20 protein-coding genes and 2 pseudogenes are annotated in these 21,541 nt (G+C 41.0%); 10 read left to right on the top strand and 12 right to left on the bottom strand.

The genetic code is table 11. The annotated features are described in order from the left end of the window. Nucleotides 1–2: 2 nt before the first annotated feature. From RM368_RS16685 to RM368_RS16650, 8 genes and pseudogenes are all read right to left on the bottom strand, one after another. On the bottom strand, nt 3–317 hold the full coding sequence (locus RM368_RS16685; RefSeq protein ID WP_322695084.1) for a hypothetical protein: 315 nt from the start codon (nt 315–317) through the stop codon (nt 3–5). A 100-nt stretch (nt 318–417) separates the two neighbouring features. Beyond that, entirely contained in the window at nt 418–1,191 is a 774-nt protein-coding gene (locus tag RM368_RS16680) for an SDR family NAD(P)-dependent oxidoreductase (RefSeq protein WP_322695083.1), read from the bottom strand. Continuing rightward, a complete protein-coding gene (gene arsS / locus RM368_RS16675) occupies nt 1,191–2,198 on the bottom strand; it encodes an arsenosugar biosynthesis radical SAM (seleno)protein ArsS (protein ID WP_322695082.1) in 1,008 nt (335 codons plus the stop codon). The genes RM368_RS16680 and arsS overlap by 1 nt, the downstream gene beginning before the upstream one ends. 42 nt (nt 2,199–2,240) lie before the next feature. After that, a complete protein-coding gene (locus RM368_RS16670; RefSeq protein ID WP_322695081.1) occupies nt 2,241–3,206 on the bottom strand; it encodes an inorganic phosphate transporter in 966 nt (321 codons plus the stop codon). A 308-nt stretch (nt 3,207–3,514) separates the two neighbouring features. Beyond that, nucleotides 3,515–4,483, bottom strand: a complete 969-nt coding sequence (gene arsM, locus RM368_RS16665) for an arsenosugar biosynthesis arsenite methyltransferase ArsM (RefSeq protein ID WP_322695080.1) — start codon at nt 4,481–4,483, stop codon at nt 3,515–3,517. Next, nucleotides 4,480–4,806, bottom strand: a complete 327-nt coding sequence (locus tag RM368_RS16660) for a hypothetical protein (RefSeq protein ID WP_322695110.1) — start codon at nt 4,804–4,806, stop codon at nt 4,480–4,482. Before RM368_RS16660 ends, arsM begins: the two co-directional genes overlap by 4 nt. Next, a pseudogene (locus RM368_RS16655) lies at nt 4,786–5,361 on the bottom strand (response regulator transcription factor); the annotation flags it as partial. The gene RM368_RS16660 and the pseudogene RM368_RS16655, both read right to left, overlap by 21 nt. Nucleotides 5,362–5,530: 169 nt before the next feature. Next, a complete protein-coding gene (locus RM368_RS16650; protein ID WP_322695079.1) occupies nt 5,531–5,818 on the bottom strand; it encodes a Mo-dependent nitrogenase C-terminal domain-containing protein in 288 nt (95 codons plus the stop codon). A gap of 902 nt (nt 5,819–6,720) precedes the next feature. Between RM368_RS16650 and RM368_RS16645 the strand changes: the two genes are divergently transcribed. From RM368_RS16645 to RM368_RS16625, 5 genes are all read left to right on the top strand, one after another. Further along, nucleotides 6,721–8,214 carry a sensor histidine kinase gene (locus tag RM368_RS16645; RefSeq protein WP_322695078.1) on the top strand — a complete coding sequence of 498 codons (1,494 nt, stop codon included), beginning with the start codon at nt 6,721–6,723 and terminating at the stop codon, nt 8,212–8,214. Nucleotides 8,215–8,229: 15 nt separating this feature from the next. Continuing rightward, a complete protein-coding gene (locus tag RM368_RS16640; protein ID WP_322695077.1) occupies nt 8,230–8,658 on the top strand; it encodes a response regulator in 429 nt (142 codons plus the stop codon). Between the two features lie 70 nt (nt 8,659–8,728). Further along, entirely contained in the window at nt 8,729–9,757 is a 1,029-nt protein-coding gene (locus RM368_RS16635) for a sensor histidine kinase (RefSeq protein WP_322695076.1), read from the top strand. A gap of 30 nt (nt 9,758–9,787) precedes the next feature. Next, nucleotides 9,788–12,259, top strand: a complete 2,472-nt coding sequence (locus RM368_RS16630) for an EAL domain-containing protein (RefSeq protein ID WP_322695075.1) — start codon at nt 9,788–9,790, stop codon at nt 12,257–12,259. A 162-nt stretch (nt 12,260–12,421) separates the two neighbouring features. After that, the gene (locus tag RM368_RS16625; RefSeq protein WP_322695074.1) at nt 12,422–13,039 is read left to right on the top strand and encodes a class I SAM-dependent methyltransferase; all 618 of its coding nucleotides are present in this window, start codon (nt 12,422–12,424) and stop codon (nt 13,037–13,039) included. A gap of 68 nt (nt 13,040–13,107) precedes the next feature. Here the strand turns inward: RM368_RS16625 and RM368_RS16620 are convergent, their stop codons facing one another. Next, the gene (locus RM368_RS16620; protein ID WP_322695073.1) at nt 13,108–13,605 is read right to left on the bottom strand and encodes a GNAT family N-acetyltransferase; all 498 of its coding nucleotides are present in this window, start codon (nt 13,603–13,605) and stop codon (nt 13,108–13,110) included. Nucleotides 13,606–13,934: 329 nt separating this feature from the next. Here RM368_RS16620 and RM368_RS16615 point away from each other — a divergent pair, with 329 nt between their 5' ends. The 3 genes from RM368_RS16615 to RM368_RS16610 all read left to right on the top strand — a co-directional run bounded on the left by RM368_RS16615 (nt 13,935) and on the right by RM368_RS16610 (nt 15,896). Then, nucleotides 13,935–14,129 (top strand): hypothetical protein, encoded by a 195-nt coding sequence (locus RM368_RS16615; RefSeq protein WP_322695072.1) that lies wholly within the window; start codon nt 13,935–13,937, stop codon nt 14,127–14,129. A 296-nt stretch (nt 14,130–14,425) separates the two neighbouring features. Then, a complete protein-coding gene (locus tag RM368_RS38775; protein ID WP_416212238.1) occupies nt 14,426–14,560 on the top strand; it encodes an ATP-binding protein in 135 nt (44 codons plus the stop codon). Between the two features lie 157 nt (nt 14,561–14,717). Next, entirely contained in the window at nt 14,718–15,896 is a 1,179-nt protein-coding gene (locus tag RM368_RS16610) for an ATP-binding protein (RefSeq protein WP_322695071.1), read from the top strand. Between the two features lie 246 nt (nt 15,897–16,142). Here RM368_RS16610 and RM368_RS16605 read toward each other — a convergent pair whose 3' ends face one another. Further along, on the bottom strand, nt 16,143–16,862 hold the full coding sequence (locus tag RM368_RS16605; protein ID WP_322695070.1) for a DUF4079 domain-containing protein: 720 nt from the start codon (nt 16,860–16,862) through the stop codon (nt 16,143–16,145). Between the two features lie 340 nt (nt 16,863–17,202). On the opposite strand from RM368_RS16605, the pseudogene RM368_RS16600 reads away from it, so the two are divergent. Continuing rightward, nucleotides 17,203–18,105: pseudogene (locus tag RM368_RS16600) on the top strand (IS982 family transposase). Nucleotides 18,106–18,510: 405 nt separating this feature from the next. Further along, complete coding sequence (locus RM368_RS16595; RefSeq protein ID WP_322695069.1) at nt 18,511–18,831, top strand: multidrug efflux SMR transporter; 321 nt, start codon at nt 18,511–18,513, stop codon at nt 18,829–18,831. 147 nt (nt 18,832–18,978) lie between these two features. Here RM368_RS16595 and RM368_RS16590 read toward each other — a convergent pair whose 3' ends face one another. Both RM368_RS16590 and RM368_RS16585 read right to left on the bottom strand, forming a co-directional pair. Beyond that, entirely contained in the window at nt 18,979–20,643 is a 1,665-nt protein-coding gene (locus RM368_RS16590) for an FAD-dependent oxidoreductase (RefSeq protein WP_322695068.1), read from the bottom strand. A 64-nt stretch (nt 20,644–20,707) separates the two neighbouring features. Continuing rightward, nucleotides 20,708–20,917: a hypothetical protein gene (locus RM368_RS16585; RefSeq protein WP_322695067.1), complete on the bottom strand. Its 210-nt coding sequence runs from the start codon at nt 20,915–20,917 to the stop codon at nt 20,708–20,710. Nucleotides 20,918–21,541: the final 624 nt, after the last annotated feature.

The following is a 21,541-nucleotide window of genomic DNA, read 5'->3' as shown; positions in this document are numbered from 1 at the left end:
TGCTAAGGATAATCCTCATAAATACTCTCACGAGTCACAGCATAATCTGACAGCACTGCTAAATTTGACCCAACACATAGCACAAATTCGTCAGCTAACTTATCTGCAACGACTTCAAACTCCTCATCATTCAGTTGACCCTGTGTCTGAAGCTTTGCCATCAACTGAGCGCATTTTCCTTCTTGGCTTTTGCACTGTTGATCTTGAAAGATTAGCTCTTGAAGATATTCACTGGCTGAACTATAACCGCCTTTAGCTACTTGTTCTTCGACAAAGACTTTCATCGACTCAGGTAAGGAAATATGAATGTTAGTCATACCTTCTCTGTTTTGATATTATCCTTGGTTGCTGGCACAAAAAACTTCATAGGCTTTGGTTACAAATAACATGAGTTTCACTAGCACCAGCCTAACGCAGTTACCAAGGCAATCTGCTCCCATTCCATGAGAAAAAGTGTCCACTATCGCCTTCTTGAAGCTGTTCGATGACAGCCAATAATTGGGTAACAGTGCGTTCTACTGAAAATAATTTTTCCGCAGGTACATTTCTCTGAAAAGGACGAGAAAGGCGGGTATCAGTTGTACCAGGATGCAATGTTACTATTAATGCTTTCGGACAACTTCTTTTATACTCAATTGCCGCAGTTCGCATCAACATATTGAGTGCTGCTTTAGAAGCCCGATAGCCATACCATCCACCAAGTTGATTATCGCCAATACTGCCCAATTTAGCAGAAATAGTGGCGAACACGCTGCGTTCTCCATGACGAAACAGAGGCAATAAATGTTTAGCCAGTAAGACAGCACCAATACTATTTATCTGAAAGTAGCGCAGCAAATTTTCTGAATTGATCTGTCTTAAGCTTTTTTCAGGTTGCAAAGTATCTTCATGTAATAGTCCTACACAGTTGACTACCAAATGCAGTTTATCAACTTGAGTATGTATTTTTTGAACAGCTTCAATAATCTGTAACTCGTCAGTAATATCCATCTCCAAACAAATTAATCGCTCAGGATATTCCTTTGCAAGAGCCATTAAGTCTGAGGCCGATTTCAGTTGACGAGAAGTTGCATAAATTTTAGCTATTCTGCGATCATCGTATAGCAATTTTTTCACAAAACCTAAACCAATACCTTGGCTGGCTCCCACAATCAAAGCATTGACAGGATTAATTTCATTGATAAAAGACATTAGAGCAAAGCGCCACCACAACTAGAACCACACCCAGCAGTACAACCATAGCAATAAGCAGCAGTTTGTACCTCATTAATCAGGTCTAAATTGCCAGCTTCTAACAATTTGCCAACTGTCAAAGTTTCACCATTACGAGTTTTTGCAGGCAAATTCATCATTTGGTTAAAGTCACAATCGTATACATTGCCCAGATAGTCAATTGAAAGTTCATCGCGGCACATTAAATGTTCAACTGTGCTGAGATTAAAATGCGACTCTAAAAACTGCAAATAGCTAGCGTACAGTTTTCTCCGTTCTAAATGCATTTTAGTTCTACCAACTGGTAGATTAGTAAAGGTAAAGAGGTTGTTAAACACAATATTAAAATGTTCTTGTAAGAACATTTTGTAATCTCGTTCTAGGTTGCTCTGTTCGGGAGCTAAAGAAAATTTTTCCTCGGTGGGTAGCTGGGGATTAAAAACCAAGTCCAAAATTAAATTTTGGTCTTTACCATAGCCGAGTTGATTAAGCCACTGCAAAGCTTTGACTGAACTATCAAAAACACCAGTACCGCGCATTTTATCAACATTATCTGCTAGGTAACAGGGTAGAGAAGCCACAATTCTTACTTGATGTTTAGCAAAGTATTCTGGTAAATCACCAAATCCATCTTCAAAATAAATCGCCAAATTAGACCGGACAATGACTTGTTTCCCAGTTGTTTTTGCTGCTTCTACTAGTGGCTTAAATCCATAATTCATTTCAGGTGCGCCACCAGTCAAATCCACAATTTTAATTTCGGAAAATTTATGGATTAGTGAAGTCAATTGTTCGCAAATTTCAGGAGAAAGTTCTTCTGTACGTTTCGGCCCGGCTTCGACATGACAGTGTGTACAGGCAAGATTACAACGCTTACCTAGATTAATTTGTAAAACAGTGATACCTTTTTTGGTCAAAGGTGAACTGAGTTTATTTTTAAAGGCTGTGACTGCTGGATCTCGGATAATTTTTGCTTGAGTTTGCATTAGTTACTACTCCTAAAAAATTGCACAACAATTTTCAATTTTCTAACCTTGCAATAATCTGTAGGTTATTGCACTAATAATTGCAGCAGTTGGTAAAGTTAAAATCCACGATAGGAAAATCTGATAAAAAACACGATTATTAGATTTAGATTTTTTGTTAATTAATCCAACACCAAAAATAGAACTAACTGAAACGTGAGTGGTAGAAACTGGAAGCCCAAACCGAGTAGCTGCAATGACAAGAATACCAGTTACTATATTTGCTGATAAGCCTTGAGTATGATTCAGTGAAGTAATCTTTTCACTCATGGTTATTGCAACTTTTTGTGAGTTGAGTAAACCGCCAAGTGCCATTGCGATCGCTATCAAGATTGCTCCTCCCTGAATCGAGAAATACTCAATAATTAGAAGCAGTGAAACAATCTTATGAGTATCATTGAATCCTCTAGCAAAACTGACAATTCCAGCGCTGAAAAAATGACAAGCATTAATCATTTTTTGGTTGACTGGTAGATGCCATTTTGAATTAATATAGCCAGATAAGCTGTAAATTCCTGCTCCCAAAGGAATAGCCATGATTGGACTGAGTAATAAAGGCAAAATAAAGGATGTTCCTAAAATTGCAAAATTAACTTGTAGTCCGATCGCAACTAATCCAGCGCCAGCCAGCGCACCTGTTAAACTGTGAGTTGTGGAAATGGGAAACCCCATGAGGCTAGCAATGATTACAGTCAATCCAGTAGCGATCGCGACTGCAAGATGAAACTCTGGAGAATTAGCGATCGCATCAGGTAATAGTCCTTTTCCAGAGAAGTTTTTAATTAACGCTCCTGCCAAAAAAGTCGCAGTTATTGCACCAGCAAAAGTTGTGAAAGTTGCCCACAAAATGGCTGTTTGATAGCTGCTAGTTCGGCTACCAAACAGCGTCGCTACACCTTTACAATTATCATTTGCTCCATTTGAATATGCTAAAAAAAGCGTAGCTAAAAACAGACTTATTAACAACATTTTGGAGTTTATAAAAAAGAAGTCAGAATTCAGAATCGAGAATTCAGAATGTAATTAGTGAAAATATTGAAATTGTGCATTCATCACCCAGTTGCACAGAACCATTCTGTTAGCGGATAGCTAAGGTTTAGCCCATTCTGGCTCCTGACCGAAGAGGCAGGGGAGCAGGGGGCAGGGGAGAAAGATACTGAAATCCATCTGCGAAAAGGGTTTCAAGCCCCTAAATTTATTTATGGGGTTTCCCCTCTTGCTCCCTGCCCCCTGCCCCTTTTCCTCTTCTTTGACATCTGAATTCTTTCTTAAATAAATTAACAGCAGCCACCACCGCTATAGTGCCAGGTTGAATTGGTAACAATTATTTCTGTTGGGTTACTAACAGCAAGTTTAGCAGCCGTTTTATCACACACCGCAGCCGGAATACCTAGCTGAAGTATATGACCTGCCAAATCGTCAAAGAAGGGTTCAGAACCAGCATAAATTGCTGTTTTTCCAGTGAAAATGCAAGCACCATCTTCTGGAATGACAACTTTAAATGAGACTGAATCCAGACTTTCTAAAAGTAGGTTTTCTTCTAAATTATAAGTCTGAGAATCTAGTAGGCGATAAGGCCGACGGGCACGAATTTCAACTTGACCAAAACCAGCATTTATAATCTTTTCAGTATACTCTTGATATGTGAGTGCGCCTGATAAACACATGGCTCTCAGCCGCTCATCTTTTTGAAGATGTGCTGGAATGGGACGAGTCGCAATTGGATCGCTCATCTGCAAGCGTCCACCTGGTTTTAACACCCGATATGCTTCTTTTAAAGCACGAGTTAAATCTTCTGGTTCAAAGATATTGAAAAGACAATTTTGGGCCACGATATCGACGCTAGTATCAGCAACAGGTAAGTTAAAAGCATCACCTTCGCGGATTTCGACAAAGCTGGTGTTAAACCAGGGGTTTTCTTGAGCAGCAATTTCCAAATTACGTGCAGCTGCTTCCCGCATAGCCCCAACCGGTTCAACGGCAATTACAGCACTTGCATAACGGGAAAAATAAGCGAATTGCAACGCTTCTAAGCCGCCACCAACACCGACGTACAGCACAGTCGGTTGGTTTCCTAGTTCAGTGGGGTGAACAGTGGTGCCACAACCATAATTCATTTCCTGCATTGGCAAAGAAATTTTCAATCCTGGTAGTTGCAGAGGCGTACTTTGTACACAACAAAGTCCAACTTGCGGGGTTTGGGCAACTTCGCCATAGAACTGCGCTGCTGTTTCTAGATAGGTCATGCCACTTTGAGTTTTGGATTTTGGATGATGATAGCTTTGTGCATCCTAATATAATTAACTCTAAGTTGGATGAGTTTTTGTAGAGATTGCCAAAAACGCCAAAGTTTGCTATGATTAAAAACTTTGTTTTTAGGCAATAGGCACTGAGGGAATAAGGAAGAATTATTGAAAAGTCTTTCGCTTGTCTCTCTCCAATTCAATAGACTTTTTGCAAAAGTCGGGAAAAGGGTAAAGGTTAAAGGGGAAAGGGAAAATAACAAACCTTTCCCCCGCCCCTTTTCCCGACAAATACCAAGAAGTCTAATGATGTTGGCATCGCCCATGAAGTCATAACCCCAGACTTCCTCTAAAATGCGATCGCAGCTAATTATCTGCCGCGGATGGGCTAACAAATATTCTAGTAAATCAAATTCCTTAGCAGTTAACTCAATTAACCGCCGATCTCAGTACACTTGTAGCGTGCGACGATTTAAACTTAGGTCTTCAAATTCTAAAACATCTGCCTACTCTACTTGATTGCTTCTTCGTAGGCGAACGCTGACTCTGGCTAATAATTCATCAACGCTGAAGGGTTTAACGAGGTAATCATCAGCACCAGCGTCTAAACCTGCAATGCGATCGCTTACTTCATCTTTGACGGTTAATAAAATTATCGGCACTTTCTGGGCGATACTCCGCAGGCGGCTGCAAATTTCCCACCCCGACAAACCAGGTAACATCCAGTCTAAGATTACTAAATCCAGATGCAACTCCCTGGCTGCGGTGAGTGCAGTTAATCCATCGTAGGCAATACTGACTTGATAGCCTTCATAATTCAATTCCAATTCGATAAATCGTGCCAGTTTGACTTCATCTTCAATCAGTAAGATGTGCGTCATGATGATCTTAATAATTTCAGCAGGATACGGTAAGCAACAATAGTGCCAGCTATTTAATAGCCAAACATCTAATTAGGTGTACGTTAGCTTAGTATAAACCTGAGTAAGTAACAACCGTAAATCTGCAATTACCGATCGCTGCTCGATCGAAGAACAATCCAACTGGTTATCAGCAATAAGCTGTGATATCTTCACCACATTCATCGGCGAGATAACAGAGCGCTCTAAAACGCAAACCAACCACTTCCTCGTATAGAGGATTTAATTTACACATGGGTGGAATATGCAATAGCTTCCGGCCAAGCAGCATGATGTCTCGCTCAAAGGGACATTGAGCAGGAATAGCTTTGCATAGGAAATGAGCCAATTTGGAGTTATGAATTTCTATCGTTTCCAACCACTCACGGACTGGGTGCAGTAGGTCGTTGTGTGAGCGAACTTGAATAAAGCTTGTCATAATTTTTTACCTTGATAATTTCAAACTAGGTTGAGTTTTTTGTATTTGAACCTCTATAAATAGATACAGATCGGTTTTATAGTTTTATGCACTTATTACTTTTTCTTTGGTTCTCTACAGAGGTAGAAATTGTAGTGTTAACTACACATTCAAGTACTACAGTTCCCGATAATTTGTCCTGACTTTTCACTTCATATTAAAAAACCCATCCAAAACTGAACCTCCTAACCTTTCTCTCGTAAAGAAGCTCGATTTTCAGGGCAAAAAGGTGACAGGATAACGCTTTTGGGCAAATTGGCACTATTTGACAAAAATTTTGGCTCAATCCCTGAGGATGCAGAATTTTTCAGGTTACTGATAGTACTTTATGTTTTTATTTAGTCTACGCATTTGTCAATCAATTTAATATCAAGCTAATATAAGTAAAGATTGTTAAGTGCAATCACTGATGTTACTTAGCACATTAACATAATTTATGCAAGCGAAAATATCGTGAAGATGGCTATGGAAATATACTGAATTATTTAACAAAATTTATTATTTGCTTTCTCACGTCTCAGAAAATATACGCTCACAATCATTAACTAATATAGATATCCTTTATTAGAGCTAATTCGCTCTCAAAGTTAAGAAACTTGGTATCAGTTACTAAAACTATGACGAGTAGTTGGGCTGCTAGTCACCCTTCTCTTTTAAAGACGGGCACGCGTGACGATTGTAACAGCGCTAACGCAGCGATCGCGGTTCGTCTCATTGGCACAGTCTCTGTCTCCGACACGCTGTTCGCGAACGTAAAGAAAAGAAGATAGCCAGTAGAGACCGATTGTTACCGTTCTACAGCACTGGCTCACCTTTTTTACCAATTTAGCCAGCAGCTACTTTTTCAACTAGGAAGGTAAAAAATGGAATGGGCTATTTACAAAAAGAATACAGGTAGTTTTGTAATAGCAGTCGCAATTATGACTGGTGTTGGCATCATCTCATACCTTAGTTTGCTTCAGTATAAAGAAAACGCTCAATGGGTAACACATACACGCGAGGTGCTTGAAAAGACAAAAGAAGTCATGTCACAGATCAAAGATGCAGAGACTGGACAACGAGGCTATCTTCTCACAGGCAAAGAACGGTATTTGGAACCCTATCGCAGTGCAACTGGCGAGATTGCTCAGAAACTTAAGACACTGCGCCAATTGACTGCGGATAACCCGAATCAACAGCAACGGCTCGATCGCCTTGAACCTCTGATAACTAAAAAACTGGTTTTGATTGAACAGACGATTAACGCTAGGAGCAAAAACTTAGAGTCCGCGCTGCAAATAGTTCAGACAGATCGCGGTCAGCAGATTATGGAGGACATCCGCATGCTGACCACAGCTATGGAGAACGAAGAGAATAAGTTGTTGAAACAGCGAACGATGAAGGCGAACGCCAGCGCTCATCAAACAACTTTGTTGACTATTTTTGGTAGCATTATCGCTTCTGCGATCGTCGGTTTCGCAGCCACGATCGTCAATCAGGAACTTGTCAAACGCAAGCGGATAGAAAATTCTCTGCAAAAGGCTCGCGATCGGTTAGAAATAGAGGTTAACAAACAGACTGCCGAACTGAGAAACACTAACGAAGAATTGCAAACTGAAATTAATGAGCGTAAAAAGGCGGAGTCAGAGATTCTGCGTCTGAACGTTCAGCTTGAGGGGCGAGTTGCAGAACGCACAGCACAACTCGAAGCCACTAACAAAGAGATGGAAGCATTTAGTTATTCTGTGTCTCACGACCTGCGCGCCCCCTTGCGGAGCATCGACGGCTTTAGTCAAGCACTCCTAGAAGATTATGCTGACAAGCTGGACGCACTAGGTCAAAACTACCTCCAGCGAGTGCGTGCAGCCACCCAGCGAATGGCACAACTGATCGACGATTTACTAAATCTGTCACGATTAACGCGTAGTGAGATGCGTTACGAAAAGGTCGATCTGAGCGCATTGGTGGAGGCGATCGCTACAGAGTTGCACAAAACCCAACCAGAACGCCAAGTAGAGTTTATCATTACGCCGGGATTGGTTGTTAATGGTGATGCTCATCTGTTACGGATCGTGTTAGAAAACCTACTGGGTAATGCCTGGAAGTTTACAGGTAAACATGAAAAAGCACGGATAGAATTTGGGCTTTTGCAGCAAGATGACAGCCACGTGTATTTTGTCCGTGATGATGGCACAGGCTTCGATATGGCCTATATTGACAAACTCTTCGGTGCTTTTCAGCGCCTACATGCCATGACTGAGTTTGAAGGTACTGGCATCGGACTAGCTACTGTACAGCGCATTGTTCACCGTCATGGTGGCCGTGTCTGGGCAGAAAGCGTAGTGGAGCAAGGTGCAACATTTTACTTCACCCTTTAACTAGAGGAATACAACATGATTTTACTTGTAGAAGATAATCCTGACGATGAAGCGCTCACTCTACGCGCACTTAAGAAAAACAATATTCTGAACGAGGTAGTAGTGGCACGCGATGGGGTAGAAGCCCTAGATTATCTCTTTGGTAAAGGTGTATACGCCGATCGCGACATGAACGTTATGCCGAATCTCATCCTTCTAGATTTGAAGTTGCCTAAAATGGATGGTCTAGAAGTTTTGCGACACCTACGAACCGATGACAGGACAAAAATCCTTCCCGTCGTTATTCTCACCTCCTCCAAGGAGGAGCAAGACTTAATCAATGGTTATAGCTTGGGAGCCAACAGCTATGTTCGCAAACCAGTAGACTTTTCCCAATTCAGTGAAGCAGTGCGACAACTAGGATTGTACTGGTTTGTCTTAAACGAATCACCACCAAGAATATAGCTTCTCCCAATCCTCCAAAATCACGTTATAGACGCAAAGCTGACTTTCTCAATTACGAATTACGAATTACATGGGGATACCACTGCGTGTATTACTTGTCGAGGATTCAGAAGATGACGCTTTGTTGCTGCTGCGCGAACTGCAACGTGGTGGCTACGAAGTAACCTTTGAACGGATTGATACACCCACAGCCATGAAAGCTGCGATCGCAGAGCAAATATGGGATATCGTTATCTGTGATTATTCCATGCCCACCTTTAGCGCCCCAGCGGCATTGAAGCAGGTTAAGGAAAGTGGACTTGACTTGCCATTCATTATCGTCTCAGGCACTATTGGTGAAGATACCGCAGTCGCCGCTATGAAAGCTGGTGCCCATGACTACATTATCAAAGGCAATCTAGCGCGGCTTATCCCTGCTGTTGCCCGCGAGTTGCGTGAGGCACTGGTGAGGCGGGAGCGTAAACAAGCATCGGAGCAGATTAAAGCATCGCTTCAAGAAAAAGAGGTGCTATTGAAAGAAATTCATCACCGGGTAAAAAATAATTTGCAGATTATTTCTAGTCTGCTCAACCTGCAAGCAGAGTATCTCAAGGACAATCAAGCTCTTGAGGTATTCAAAGATAGCCAGAACCGGATTGAATCAATGGCTCTGATCCACGAGAAACTGTATCAATCTCAAGACTTGGCAAGGATTAATTTTGCCGACTATATCCAAGATTTAGTAACTAATTTATTTTATTCATACAACGTTAATTCCAGCGATATTACTTTGAAAATGAATGTTGAGGAGGTTTTTCTAGCCATTGATGCAGCTATTCCTTGCGGCTTAATTATCAATGAACTTATTTCAAATTCCCTAAAATATGCCTTTCCCCAAAGAGAACCGGGAGAAATTTATATTGACTTTTGCTCCACAGAAGGAAATTTGTTTACACTTACTATCGGTGATAATGGTGTCGGTTTTGCCCAAAATTTTGACTTTCAAGCTACAGAATCATTAGGTTTACGATTAGTTAAAGGTCTAACACATCAGTTACAAGGTAATATCGATTTTATCAGTAATAATGGAGTAAAGTATCAAATTAAATTTCCAACTTAAAATTTCTAAAATTATAAATTTAATAAAATTATGAACTCAGTAAATATCTTAGTTGTTGAAGATGAATTCATCGTGGCAATGGATATACAAAATCGGCTCAGAAAATTTGGCTATACTGTTCTGGGGCTTGCCGATTCTGGAGAAGAAGCAATTAAGAAAGCAGCAGATGATTCTCTAGATTTAGTTCTGATGGATATTCACCTGAAAGGAAAGATGGACGGTGTAGAGGCTGCTCAGATAATTCATAATATTTTTAATATTCCAATCATATATCTTACTGCTAATGCAGATGATTCAACATTAAATCGAGCCAAGGTTACAGAGCCGTTTGGCTACATTCTCAAGCCTTTTAAAGAAAAAGAATTAAAGTTCACGATTGAAATTACCCTTTCCAAACATCGGACAGAAAAAAAATTAAAACAGAATGAACAATGGCTGACTACTGTACTTAAAAGTATTGGAGATGCTGTAATTACAAGCGACGAAGCTGGAACTGTGACTTTTATGAATCCAATTGCGGAAGAATTGACGGGTTGGAATTATTCTGATGCATTTGGTAAAGAAGCAACAGAAGTATTTAATATTGCTCATGAAAAAAGTCGTCTAATAATTGAAAGTCCTGTAGAGCAAGTCCTTCAGTCGGGCGTTAGTGTCGGTCTACCAGAACAGACGATACTTATTGCTAAAAACGGTACAGAATTACCAATTGATGATAAGATTGCAGCGATTAAAGATGACAACGGTAACATTACAGGTGCAGTTTTGGTCTTTCAGGATATCACCGAACGCAACCAAATTCTAGAGGCACTAGCGCGTCGCCAGCAAGAATTCAAAGCACTAGTTGAAAATGCGCCCGATATTATTTCCAGATTTAACCCTCAATTGCGCTATGTTTACGTTAATCCAGTTATTGAAAAAGTTACAGGAATATCAGCCGAAACATTTATCGGCAAAACAAACGCAGAGTTAAATCTGCCGGAAGAATTTTGCTGGATATGCGATCGCAAACTTAGGCAAGTTTTCCAAACGAAAAAAGAAACGGAGTTTGAATGCAGTTTAGCGATCGGCCAGCAAACAAGACATTACCATACCCGCCTTGTGCCTGAATTAGCTAATGACGGTTCAGTATCTTTTGTTTTAAGTATTTCTCGCAACATTACTGCTCTCAAACTGGCAGAAGCGCAATTAATTCATGATGCCTTTCACGATATACTAACCGGTCTGCCAAACCGCGCCTTATTTATGGAACGGCTAGAACGAGCGCTCATGCTGACAAAACGACGCGCGAACTATACATTCGCTGTTCTCTTTCTAGACTTAGATCGCTTCAAAGTTATCAACGACAGTCTCGGCCATACAATTGGCGATCAACTACTAACTGCCCTTGCTCGCAGATTGGAAAATTGCCTGCGTACTGGAGACACAGTTGCCCGTCTAGGGGGAGACGAGTTTACAATTTTGCTCGACGATCTCCAAAATGCTAATGACATAATCAGCGTAGTCGAGCGGATACAAGAAGCTCTAACATCTGCGTTCCAACTCAGTGGGTACGAGGTATTTACCACCGTCAGCATTGGCATCGCCCTGAGCAAGGGTAGTTACAACCGACCGGAAGAACTCTTGCGCGATGCTGACATTGCAATGTATCGCGCTAAAGCATTGGGTAAGGCACGCCATGAGATATTTGACTCAACTATGTACACCCAAGTAACCCAGCTATTAGAGTTAGAGATGGATCTACGACGGGCAGTTGAACGCCAAGAGTTTCAGGTTTACTACCAACCAATTATTTTATTAGAAACTTACAAAATTATTGGCTTCGAGGCTCTGGTTCGCTGGCAGCACCCGCAACACGGATTAATATCTCCAGACAGCTTTATTCCCCTAGCAGAAGAAACTGGGTTGATTATCCCTATTGGTTATTGGATACTAGGCGAGGCTTGTCGGCAGATGCGTGCTTGGCAACTACAATTTCCTACTGACCCACCTTTAACAATCAGTGTAAATCTTTCCACTAAGCAGTTTTCCCAACCTGGGCTGATTGAGAAAATTAACCAAATTATCCAAGAGACTGGTTTAGAAGTTGGCAGTTTAAAGCTGGAGATTACCGAAAGCGTACTTATGGAGAATATGCAATTAGCAACTTTTATGCTCTTGCAACTGCAACAGATGAATATCCAATTACACTTAGATGATTTTGGCATCGGCTATTCATCCTTGAGTTATCTGCATCGCTTTCCCAGTAATGCCTTGAAGATCGATCGTTCCTTTATTGCTAAGATTGGTGCTAATGGAGAAAACTTAGAGATTGTTCAAGCGATCGTCGCTCTAGCACGAAGTCTAAATATAGATGTCATCGCAGAGGGCGTAGAAACATTAGAGCAACTGGCACAACTTCAAGTGATGAAATGCAAATATGCACAGGGATATTTTTTCTCCCAACCCCTCAATAACAAGTTGGCAGAAACATTAATTTTATCTGGCATTGAACCTAGATATTAGCTTGTCTTTAGCTTCGTGTAACTAAGCCAAAGCCAACAAAAGTCCGATATTACAACTAATTCAGAACCGCTATAGTTAATTTGTATTATTAACCAAATTCTTGGAGGCGCAGCTAAACTTACTCTCAAAAAGCATCAAGCTTTAAGAAAGCTGCGAAAACTAATGACTGATAACTTTTTCAATAACAAAAAACTACTTTTTGACCTATGGGCATCAAGTTACGATTGGTTCTTTCCTTCAGTGTTTTATCGAGCCATTCACCAACGGTTACTGGAGTACGTCGATTTACCAGAGCTAGCAAATGCACTTGATATCGGCTGTGGTACCGGACGCTTGCTGGAGCGCCTTGCTACTCAGTTTCCCAATCTCCAAGCTACCGGATTGGATTTATCTGCTAATATGTTGCGGGTAGCAAGACTGAACAACCGCCACCGTCCACGCTTAATTTATATTGAGGGCAAAGCTGAGTTTCTTCCCTTTGCTGATGGTCAATTTGATGCCATTTTCAGTACTATCAGCTTCTTGCACTATTTGGAACCAAAACAGGTGGTTAGTGAGATAGCACGGGTACTTTCTCCCGGTGGACGCTTTTATTTGGTTGACATTACTTCCAAAAAAGAGACAGAACCTCAATTATTGCCTATCTCTCCCCGTGGAATTAGACTCTACAGCCCTAATCAACGTCAACTTCTTGGCTCCTCGGCTGGGCTATTGTGTCTGAATCACCATTATTTACTAGGGCCTGTCTTACTAACGATTTTTGCTAAACCTCCGATTTGAAAATGGAGGCAATAAAAAGTTGGAAACATCTTCTATCAAGCCCTGTTCTGCATATCTTAAATTCCGAATTACGAATTGGTCTGACCTCGATATTCCATAAATACCACAGGAACTTTGAGCAGCTTTTTAGCTAACTGCGAGAATCTAAATTTCTCCTTCAGTGTAGATAAGCCTATTGTCTTGGGAAATTGTGGCAAGTCTTCAAAAGATATTGGCACAAAGTCAAAGCGACTGTAAAACTGCACCAGTCGTTGACCTAAGCATTCCAGATAAAGTGGTTGCACTGCTGTATTAATCAAATGCTGCGTTAGCAAACTACCCAAACCGCGACCTCTCCAAGCTGATGCAACGACCAAGCTACCAAGTTCTTGTGCCCCTGAGAAATTACGTAGCTGTCCGCAAGCTATCAGATTCTGATTGTATTCAATTACCCAAAATTGCTGCCAATTTAATTGGGTTGGATCGAGTTTCGCTGAAAATACCAGCAATCGAATCGACCACTGATCCCCAGAGGTTGCCTTGCGAAGGATACATCCAGATGGTAACGATAGATTGTTCTGGTTCATTAATTAGACTTTGATAGTTTGTATCACCATCATCACACCATATTATTCGCCTAGCCAGACTCAGATCGCTTGCTATTTCCTGGCAACTATCAATAAAGCAATTTTAAAAGCATCTTGGAGATAAAAGCCGTTCCAGGTTCTACCTTAGCCATAGAAAGGGTTGTAAGGTTAAATAACTCTACATTTCTGGATTTTTTCAGCATACATGAGTAATACTAAACAATACTTCCGATAGAGGTAGAAATCAGTCATAACTATATCTGGATAGATGCATTCATACTCCTAATTTTTTAAGATAATGCCAACGATAAATAATTAGGGATGTAATCATGGCTGAACAACAAAAATCTAATAATGAACAACCTGCGTCTACTGCTTCTGCTGACGGCGAAACCCCTACTGACGAAAGTACCCGTAAAACTGGTGATGCGCAAGGCAGTGATGCTAAATCAACTGCTACTCCAGAAGCTCCAGAAAACGACGGTGTAGCAGGTAGCCCCAATCAAGGAACTGAGTCACGTTAATTAATTTGAACTTTCCCAAGTTTTAATCAGCTCGTGGGGTCTTTTGTTGTAACCCTAATACACTAAATTTAGAGTGGAAATGTGGTGTTACACTACATCTCCACTTGTTTTTGTGTCAAAAATTGGATTGTCTCTACGTTGGGGCGTTAGCGTAGCTTACCGCAGCTATGTTTATTCTCGTGTGGGTACTTGCAATCATGAATTTGTTTTCGTTGACTGGAATACTGCCCCTAGCTAGCTCTTAGTAATTTACATCTAGCGATCGCTCAGGATAATGGTCTCAATATCTTGAGCGAATTTTTGAGGTTTTTTGCCGTCTTCATACTCGTCGAGAATTTTTTGGTACTGGCATTAGTCTAGCTATCTACAAAAAAATCGTTGAGCGATATGGCGATCGCATCTGGGCTGAGTCGAAACTGGGCCAGACGTAGGAACAGTATTTTATTTTACCTTCAACGCAAATTAAGGTATCTTTAAATATATATCTAATAAGCGCTTATTAACCTTCTAATAAGCACATGAATTCTAGCCCTATCTAAAAAATAGGAAATCAGGTGATTATCTAACAAATTGATATAACCCTGTATTATGGAAAAGCTCACAATTCACATTCTATTAGTAGAAGATAGTGCAAGTGATGCTTATCTCCTACGCCGGATATTTTTAAATTCAGATCAAGAACAATGGCAGATGTTACATGTTGAACAGTTATCTGAGGCGATAGAAGCTAGCAGAGTAAATTCTACGTCTAATATAGATAATTCTCAGATAGAGAGTCGAAAGCAACGCAGATTCGACCTAGTTTTGTTAGACCTCAGCCTTCCAGACTCTATTGGACTGGACACGTTGAAAGAATTTATGGCAGCAGTACCTGATATCCCAGTTGTGGTATTAACAGGTGTTGATGATGAAGATTTAGCACTGCAAGCATTAGCAGAAGGAGCGCAAGACTATCTAGTTAAAGATAAAATCACTATACAATGGTTAGTGCGTGCCATTCGCTATGCCATTGAAAGAAGCGAAATTCTCAACCAACTACGCGAGAGTGAAGAACGCACCCGTCAAGCGCTGGCAAAAGAACAGGAACTCAACGAGTTAAAGTCAAACTTTGTAGCAATGGTTTCTCACGAGTTCCGCACCCCTATGACTACGATTCAGACGGCTGTAGATATCCTTCAATACAACAGTTATAGACTAACTGATCTCCGAAGAACTAAATATTTCGATCGAATACAAAATGCTATCAACCAGATGCTTAATCTCTTAGATGAGATATTATTCTTGAGTAAAACGGAAGCAACTAAACTCGAATACAAACCTACACTTTTAAATTTAGAAAATTTGTGTAGCGAACTTACAGATATTCTTCAACTCAATGCAGGTAGTAAGCACAGCATTATCTTTACTTGTCAAGGTGAATCGACCCAAGCCCAAATTGATGAAGACTTACTAAATTGTATCTTAACTAATTTGATTTCCAATGCCATTAAATATTCTCCTGAAAGTGACACTATTTGGTTTGATTTAATTTGCAAAGATCGCCTCGCAATTTTCCAAATAAAAGATCGGGGAATGGGGATTCCTCTCAAAGATCAAACTCATCTATTTCAAACCTTCTATCGCGCCAGCAATGTGGGTGTAATTCAAGGAACAGGACTAGGACTCACTATAGTTAAAAAATGTGTGGAGTTACATGGTGGTCATATTCAATTAGAAAGTAAGCAGGGTGTAGGTACAACAGTAATTGTCACTCTGCCACTACAATGAATTAGGCAAGTAAATTATCATAGTTGGGCATTGGGCATTAGGAGTGCTGAATGCTGTACATGGATAGCGGGGCGTTTAGCCCGTGTGAGTGCTGAGTTAAAAGTTAAGAGTTAGGAGTTTTGTTTATCTCCTTGTTTCCTTGTCTCCCCTGCTCTCTGGTCACTGAGCGTAGCCGTACAGTCTGCGGCATAGCTACGCTTGGGGCACAGCCTCTCGTAGAGAAGTGCTGCTCCCCTGCTCCCCTGCTTATTTCGGTGCTTGGGAATTTGGTGTTGGACAAGTTTTATTAACAAAATCACACTGATAAATATAGGGTTCTTGCCAACTCAGGGGAATTTCTAATAAGTCTCGCGTTCCTGTCATACCTTGTCCAATAAATAGCAACAAAGCAATGCAATTTAAAATCGTATGGACAAGACGCCAGCGATTGGACTTATCTTGATAAATATCTTGAACAATTGCTAATGAAAAAATCATTAGCAATGCTGCGGTAATGCCAATATAGTAATGTGACCAATACCACTCATTGGTGCGGCGATAGACTCCATCTTGACAGCCTATAATTACTAAACCTGCACCAGTTAAAGTTGCAAAAACTGCCCGCCACACCCGCTGTTTTGCCCGATAAAGAAATACTAATGAGGCGATGGTGGCAGCAAATATTAGCAGTATAAAAATCACTTGAAAAGGTGTTTGATTCCATAGTTGATTTTTGATAATATTTTTACCAATAGAGTAGCTTAATCCGATTAAAGTTAATCCAACAACTGCACTCGTGAGCCTTTCACCTAACTGCTTATGTTCTGCACCTACCACTGGAGGAATTTTACTCTTACTACCTGCTAAAATTTGCAATCTGCGTTGGCGTGTTTGCCAAGCAAAATTAACTATTGTACCAATGAGTGGAAACACGAATATAATTGCGATCGCTGGATGTAAAAGACCAAGAAAATCTGTTATTTGCATAGAACACCTTTCAATGAATCATTGAATTCATCACAAAGGATAATTTAAAGCATCGTACCATTACTTAAATTAATTTAAGATGAGAATTTGTTTAATATTTATTTTTTTTGTTTTTAGCTGATTTTAATCAATAGGCCTCTTGCAAAAATCCTTGAATCACCCCTTCCCAATACATACGTGGAGGGGCAATATTTTAAGTTTCTCCCCTTTATAAGAGGGGGGTAAAAGGGAGTCTATTCAACTTATACAATAGGACTGATAAACTATTTAAACCTGAGTTCGGGATAAAGAAAGGGACAGGTAGTAAGCTGAAAATAACGTCAAATCCAGCACCTGTCCTATGTTTAGTTTAGATGCTTTATTTTGCCATGTAGATGATTTCTGTAAGGCATTTGAAAGCCAATGGCATAAAAAGCTGTTGGTAAATGCAGTCAGCAGACGGATTCGGGCTAAAAGTCTGTATTTGAGTGAAATAATGACGATACTGATTGCATTTCATCAAAATCACTACCGGAATTTTAAGCATTTTTATTTGAATCATGTCAAACAGCTTTCTTAGTTGTGCATTTCCAGCCCTGCCAAGTTATCAACGATTCATTGAATGGATACCATCAACCTTGATACCTTTGTGCGTTTACCTGAAGCATTGTTTTGGAAGTTGTACGGGTATCGGTTTTATCGATTCGACTAGTCTTAAGGTCTGTCATAACCGTCGGATTTCTCAACATAAAGTATTTGATGGTTTAGCCGCTCGTGGAAAAACTTCTGTGGATTGGTTCTTTGGTTTTAAGCAACATAAAAGTCGTCAATGAGCTTGGTCAACTCTTAAATGTAACTTTGACTCCTGGTAATATTGATGACCGTAAACTAGTTCCTGATTTACTGAGTGGTCTTTTTGGCAAAGTCTTTGGCGTTAGCGAAGCTTACCGAAGGTATCGCGGCTATGTTTCTGAAAAACTTGCTTCTCAACTTTTGAAAGAGTTCGGAATCCAATTTTTTGCCAAACCCCGTCGTAACATGAAAAACAAGTTGATGCGTCTTCACGACAAGCTTTTGTCACGTAAACGCTCAATTATTGAGACAATTAACGACCAACTCAAGAACATTTCTCAGATTGAGCATTCTAGACACCGAAGAGAGAGTTAATTTCTGCGTTAATGTTCTGTGTGGATTAATTGCTTATTGTCATCAACCTAAAAAGCCTAGTCTTCAGATGAAGTGGCTTTTTTCCCAAACAGCTTAACCCGAACTCAGGTTATTTAAATATATGATAAAAGATAATAAATTTAGTAAATACCCCTCTTCTGTCAGTCTCCGAAAACTTTTGCCATTTCTGAAATAAGATAGCTTATGTATAGCCAGCGATGTCTACGACGGGCTACGCCTACGCTCGATTATTTCCTAATAACAAATACAAGACCTATTTTTTTCTAATAGGAAAGCCTGTATTGACCGACTGATAAAGCTTTCAGAGATTGACTTTCCGGAGAGTGACATAAGAGGGGTATTTGCTTTCGCAACGCTCTTCCTCCAAAGCATCTTCATTGAGAATTGATATTACACTTGTAAAAATTTTTAATGAGTTACTTCAGGAGTGTTTATTCTATTTTTAGGGCGAGTTGCTCTTAACTAACCACTTACAAAAAATATGTCAACAAGTTGGATTTACCTTATATTAGCAATCCTCTTTGAGGTTTCAGGCACAACTTGCATGAAATTATCACAGGGATTTACTAAAATAGTTCCTTCAGTATTAATATTTGTCTTCTATGGACTTTGTTTTACTTTTTTGACCTTTGCTCTCAAGAAACTTGAAGTAAGTATCGCCTATTCTGTCTGGGCTGGATTAGGAACTATTCTAGTAGCTCTTATTGGGATTATTTGGTTTCGGGAATCTGCCACATTCATCAAACTTGTGTCGATCTCCTTAATCATCATCGGGGTAATTGGGATCAATGCAAGTCAATGAAGGAGGTAGGAGGCAGGGGGCAGGGGGCAGGGAGCAGGGGGCAGGGAGCAGGGGGCAGCACTTCGGCTACGCTCAGTGACCGGGGAGGGGAGGGGAGCAGGGGAGAGGGTTTGCAGATTTTATACAGCTTAGTATTGGCTGCTTTAGCTAAACATTACTTAGGTAGCGGTGAACGAATTGAATGGCGATCGAACCTTCTCCCACACCGGATGCTACCCGTTTAATTGAGCCATAGCGGACATCCCCGGCTGCGAAAATTCCGGGAATGTTGGTTTCTAATAAGAAAGGAGAGCGTTCTACAGACCAACCACGAGGAGATTTGCCATTATGCGCTAAGTCCGGCCCTGTGATGATAAATCCTTGAGCATCACGTTGAATAACGCCATCGAGCCAATCGGTTTTGGGGCTAGCACCGATGAAAATAAACAGCGATCGCGCAGACACGGTTTCGGTTAGTCCACTGTTAGTATGAGCGATCGTAATTGCTTCTAAATGTTCTTCTCCCTTCACTTCCACGACGGTGCAACCCGTGCAAACTTTGATATTTTCAGTTGCAGCAATTTGGTCAATCAAATATTGAGACATACTTGATGCTAGTGACTGACCCCGTACTAACATAATCACTTTGCTGGCATACTTAGAAAAATGCATTGCTGCCTGTCCAGCAGAGTTTGCCCCGCCTACCAAGTAAACCTCTTCGTTGGTGCAGGCGATCGCCTCAGTCATGGCAGCACCGTAATAAATTCCTGCTCCTGTAAGCTTCTCGGCTCCTGGAACCTTTAGCAAACGATAGGAAACGCCTGTTGCAACTAAAAGTGCATGGCAACTAATCTCGCTACCATCTGCTAATTGCAGAATCCGATAAGGATCTTCTAGTCGAATCCCAGTTACTACTTGAGGAGTGAGAATTTCTACTCCAAATCGCCGCGCTTGGGTGACTCCCCGCCTTGCCAAATCGTTGCCACTCAAGCCAATCGGAAACCCCAAATAGTTCTCAATCCGCGAACTCGTACCTGCTTGTCCTCCTGGCGCTTCCCGCTCAATTAAGACAGTACTCAATCCCTCAGAAGCGCCATAGACGGCGGCTGCCAGTCCGGCAGGCCCAGCACCGACGATCGCTAAGTCATAAAAGGGACGCTCTGCCTGAGTTTGCAGTCCAATTTTGGCGGCAATCTCTAAATTAGATGGTTGAATTAACCGGGAACCATCGGGAAACATCACTAAGGGTAATTGTTGTCTACAATCAGCTTGGGCGAATTCCACCAATTTTTCGGCATCCGGCTCCAGTTCAATATCTAACCACTTAAATGGAATCTGGTTACGTGCTAGGAAGTCTTTCACCTGATGTGAAAAAGGCGACCAGCGATTACCAATGACTCGAATGCCTTCAAAGGGTGGGCGAAATCCTGCTAGCCAGTCATCTAGCAAATCATCTAAAACCGGATATAATCTCTCTTCTGGTGGATTCCAAGGCTTGAGTAAGTAATAATCAAGTCTGGCACTATTAATTGATTTAATCGCAGCATCCGTATCTGCATAGGCCGTTAACAAGGCACGTTTCGCATCGGGAAAAATACTTTTTGCTCGTTCTAAGAACTCCACCCCTCCCATTTGGGGCATACGTTGATCCACTAGAAATAGAGCAACTGGTTCATTCCGCAATTTTAGTTGCTGCACCACATCCAGAGCCGCGATCCCGGAATCTGCCCGAACAATGCGGAAGCGATCGCCATACTGATGACGCAAGTCTCGTGACACCGCTTGCAATACTTCTGGATCGTCATCGACGGTTAAAATTGCTGGTTTCGCCATAACTACTGTTACTTAACAATTGCAGTGTCTAGCCGTTGTCTTCAAAAATTTGTCGTCAAAATATCTACTGTTTAACCAGTTGCTTTAAACGAAAGTATGCCTCTTCTGGTGTCAGCGGTTCCGATTTAGTTTCATTGGGTATATAAAATACCCAAGTATCAGGAAAGTAATGCACTACAAAGCTGGGAATCAAACCCAAGCTTAATGCTTGCTTGCCGAGTTTTTCAGTTTGTTCCTCTAAACTCAGTTGGTCGTGAAATGAGTGTTCAGCCATACTTTTGCATCTCCCTGTACTTTATTTGACCCTGGAAGAAGGTTCAAAACCAGTATTGCACGAATCACTTAAAGGTGATTTATCATGTTCCAGAATCAGCTTGAGAATATTTTGGTGGTAGACCTAAAATAATTTCAAATATACTTTCGTAGAGAATCATAAAACTATTTGGGTCATTCAGGGTAACTGAAATTGGATTGAATCAGGCAACAGGGCATTTCTTATCGAATTATAAGTAAGTATGCGATCGCTCTAGTAGTCTGCCAACCCAAAATTCCTATGTTTGGACTGGGAAAAGGGGAAAGGGGAAAGGGGAAAAAATTAAAACATGAGTCCCTTTACCCCTTACCCTTTACCCCGCTTGCGTTTCCTTGGCGAACTACTAGCTTGTATGAGTATAGTGGTGGACAAAGTACAAAGGAGCCATAAAGAAATGATGATTGCGTCACCGATGACTCGCTAACGCAACTCTACAAGAGGCACTCGCGTTCGCTATCGGTGACGCTAGCTTCCAAAGGAGTTGAAAGACGTATGTTGTCTCTCTGACTTGCCTCCAACTGTTGTCTTTTGGCACAAGCATTGCTGTTGCTTGTCTACCATCGCACCAACTTTAAAGAGAAAAGC

It is taken from the genome of Nostoc sp. DedSLP03, from assembly GCF_034530815.1.
Taxonomy (GTDB): domain Bacteria; phylum Cyanobacteriota; class Cyanobacteriia; order Cyanobacteriales; family Nostocaceae; genus Nostoc.
The sequence above is the reverse complement of the archived record's forward strand: the minus strand, read 5'-3'. Positions and strand labels throughout refer to the sequence as shown.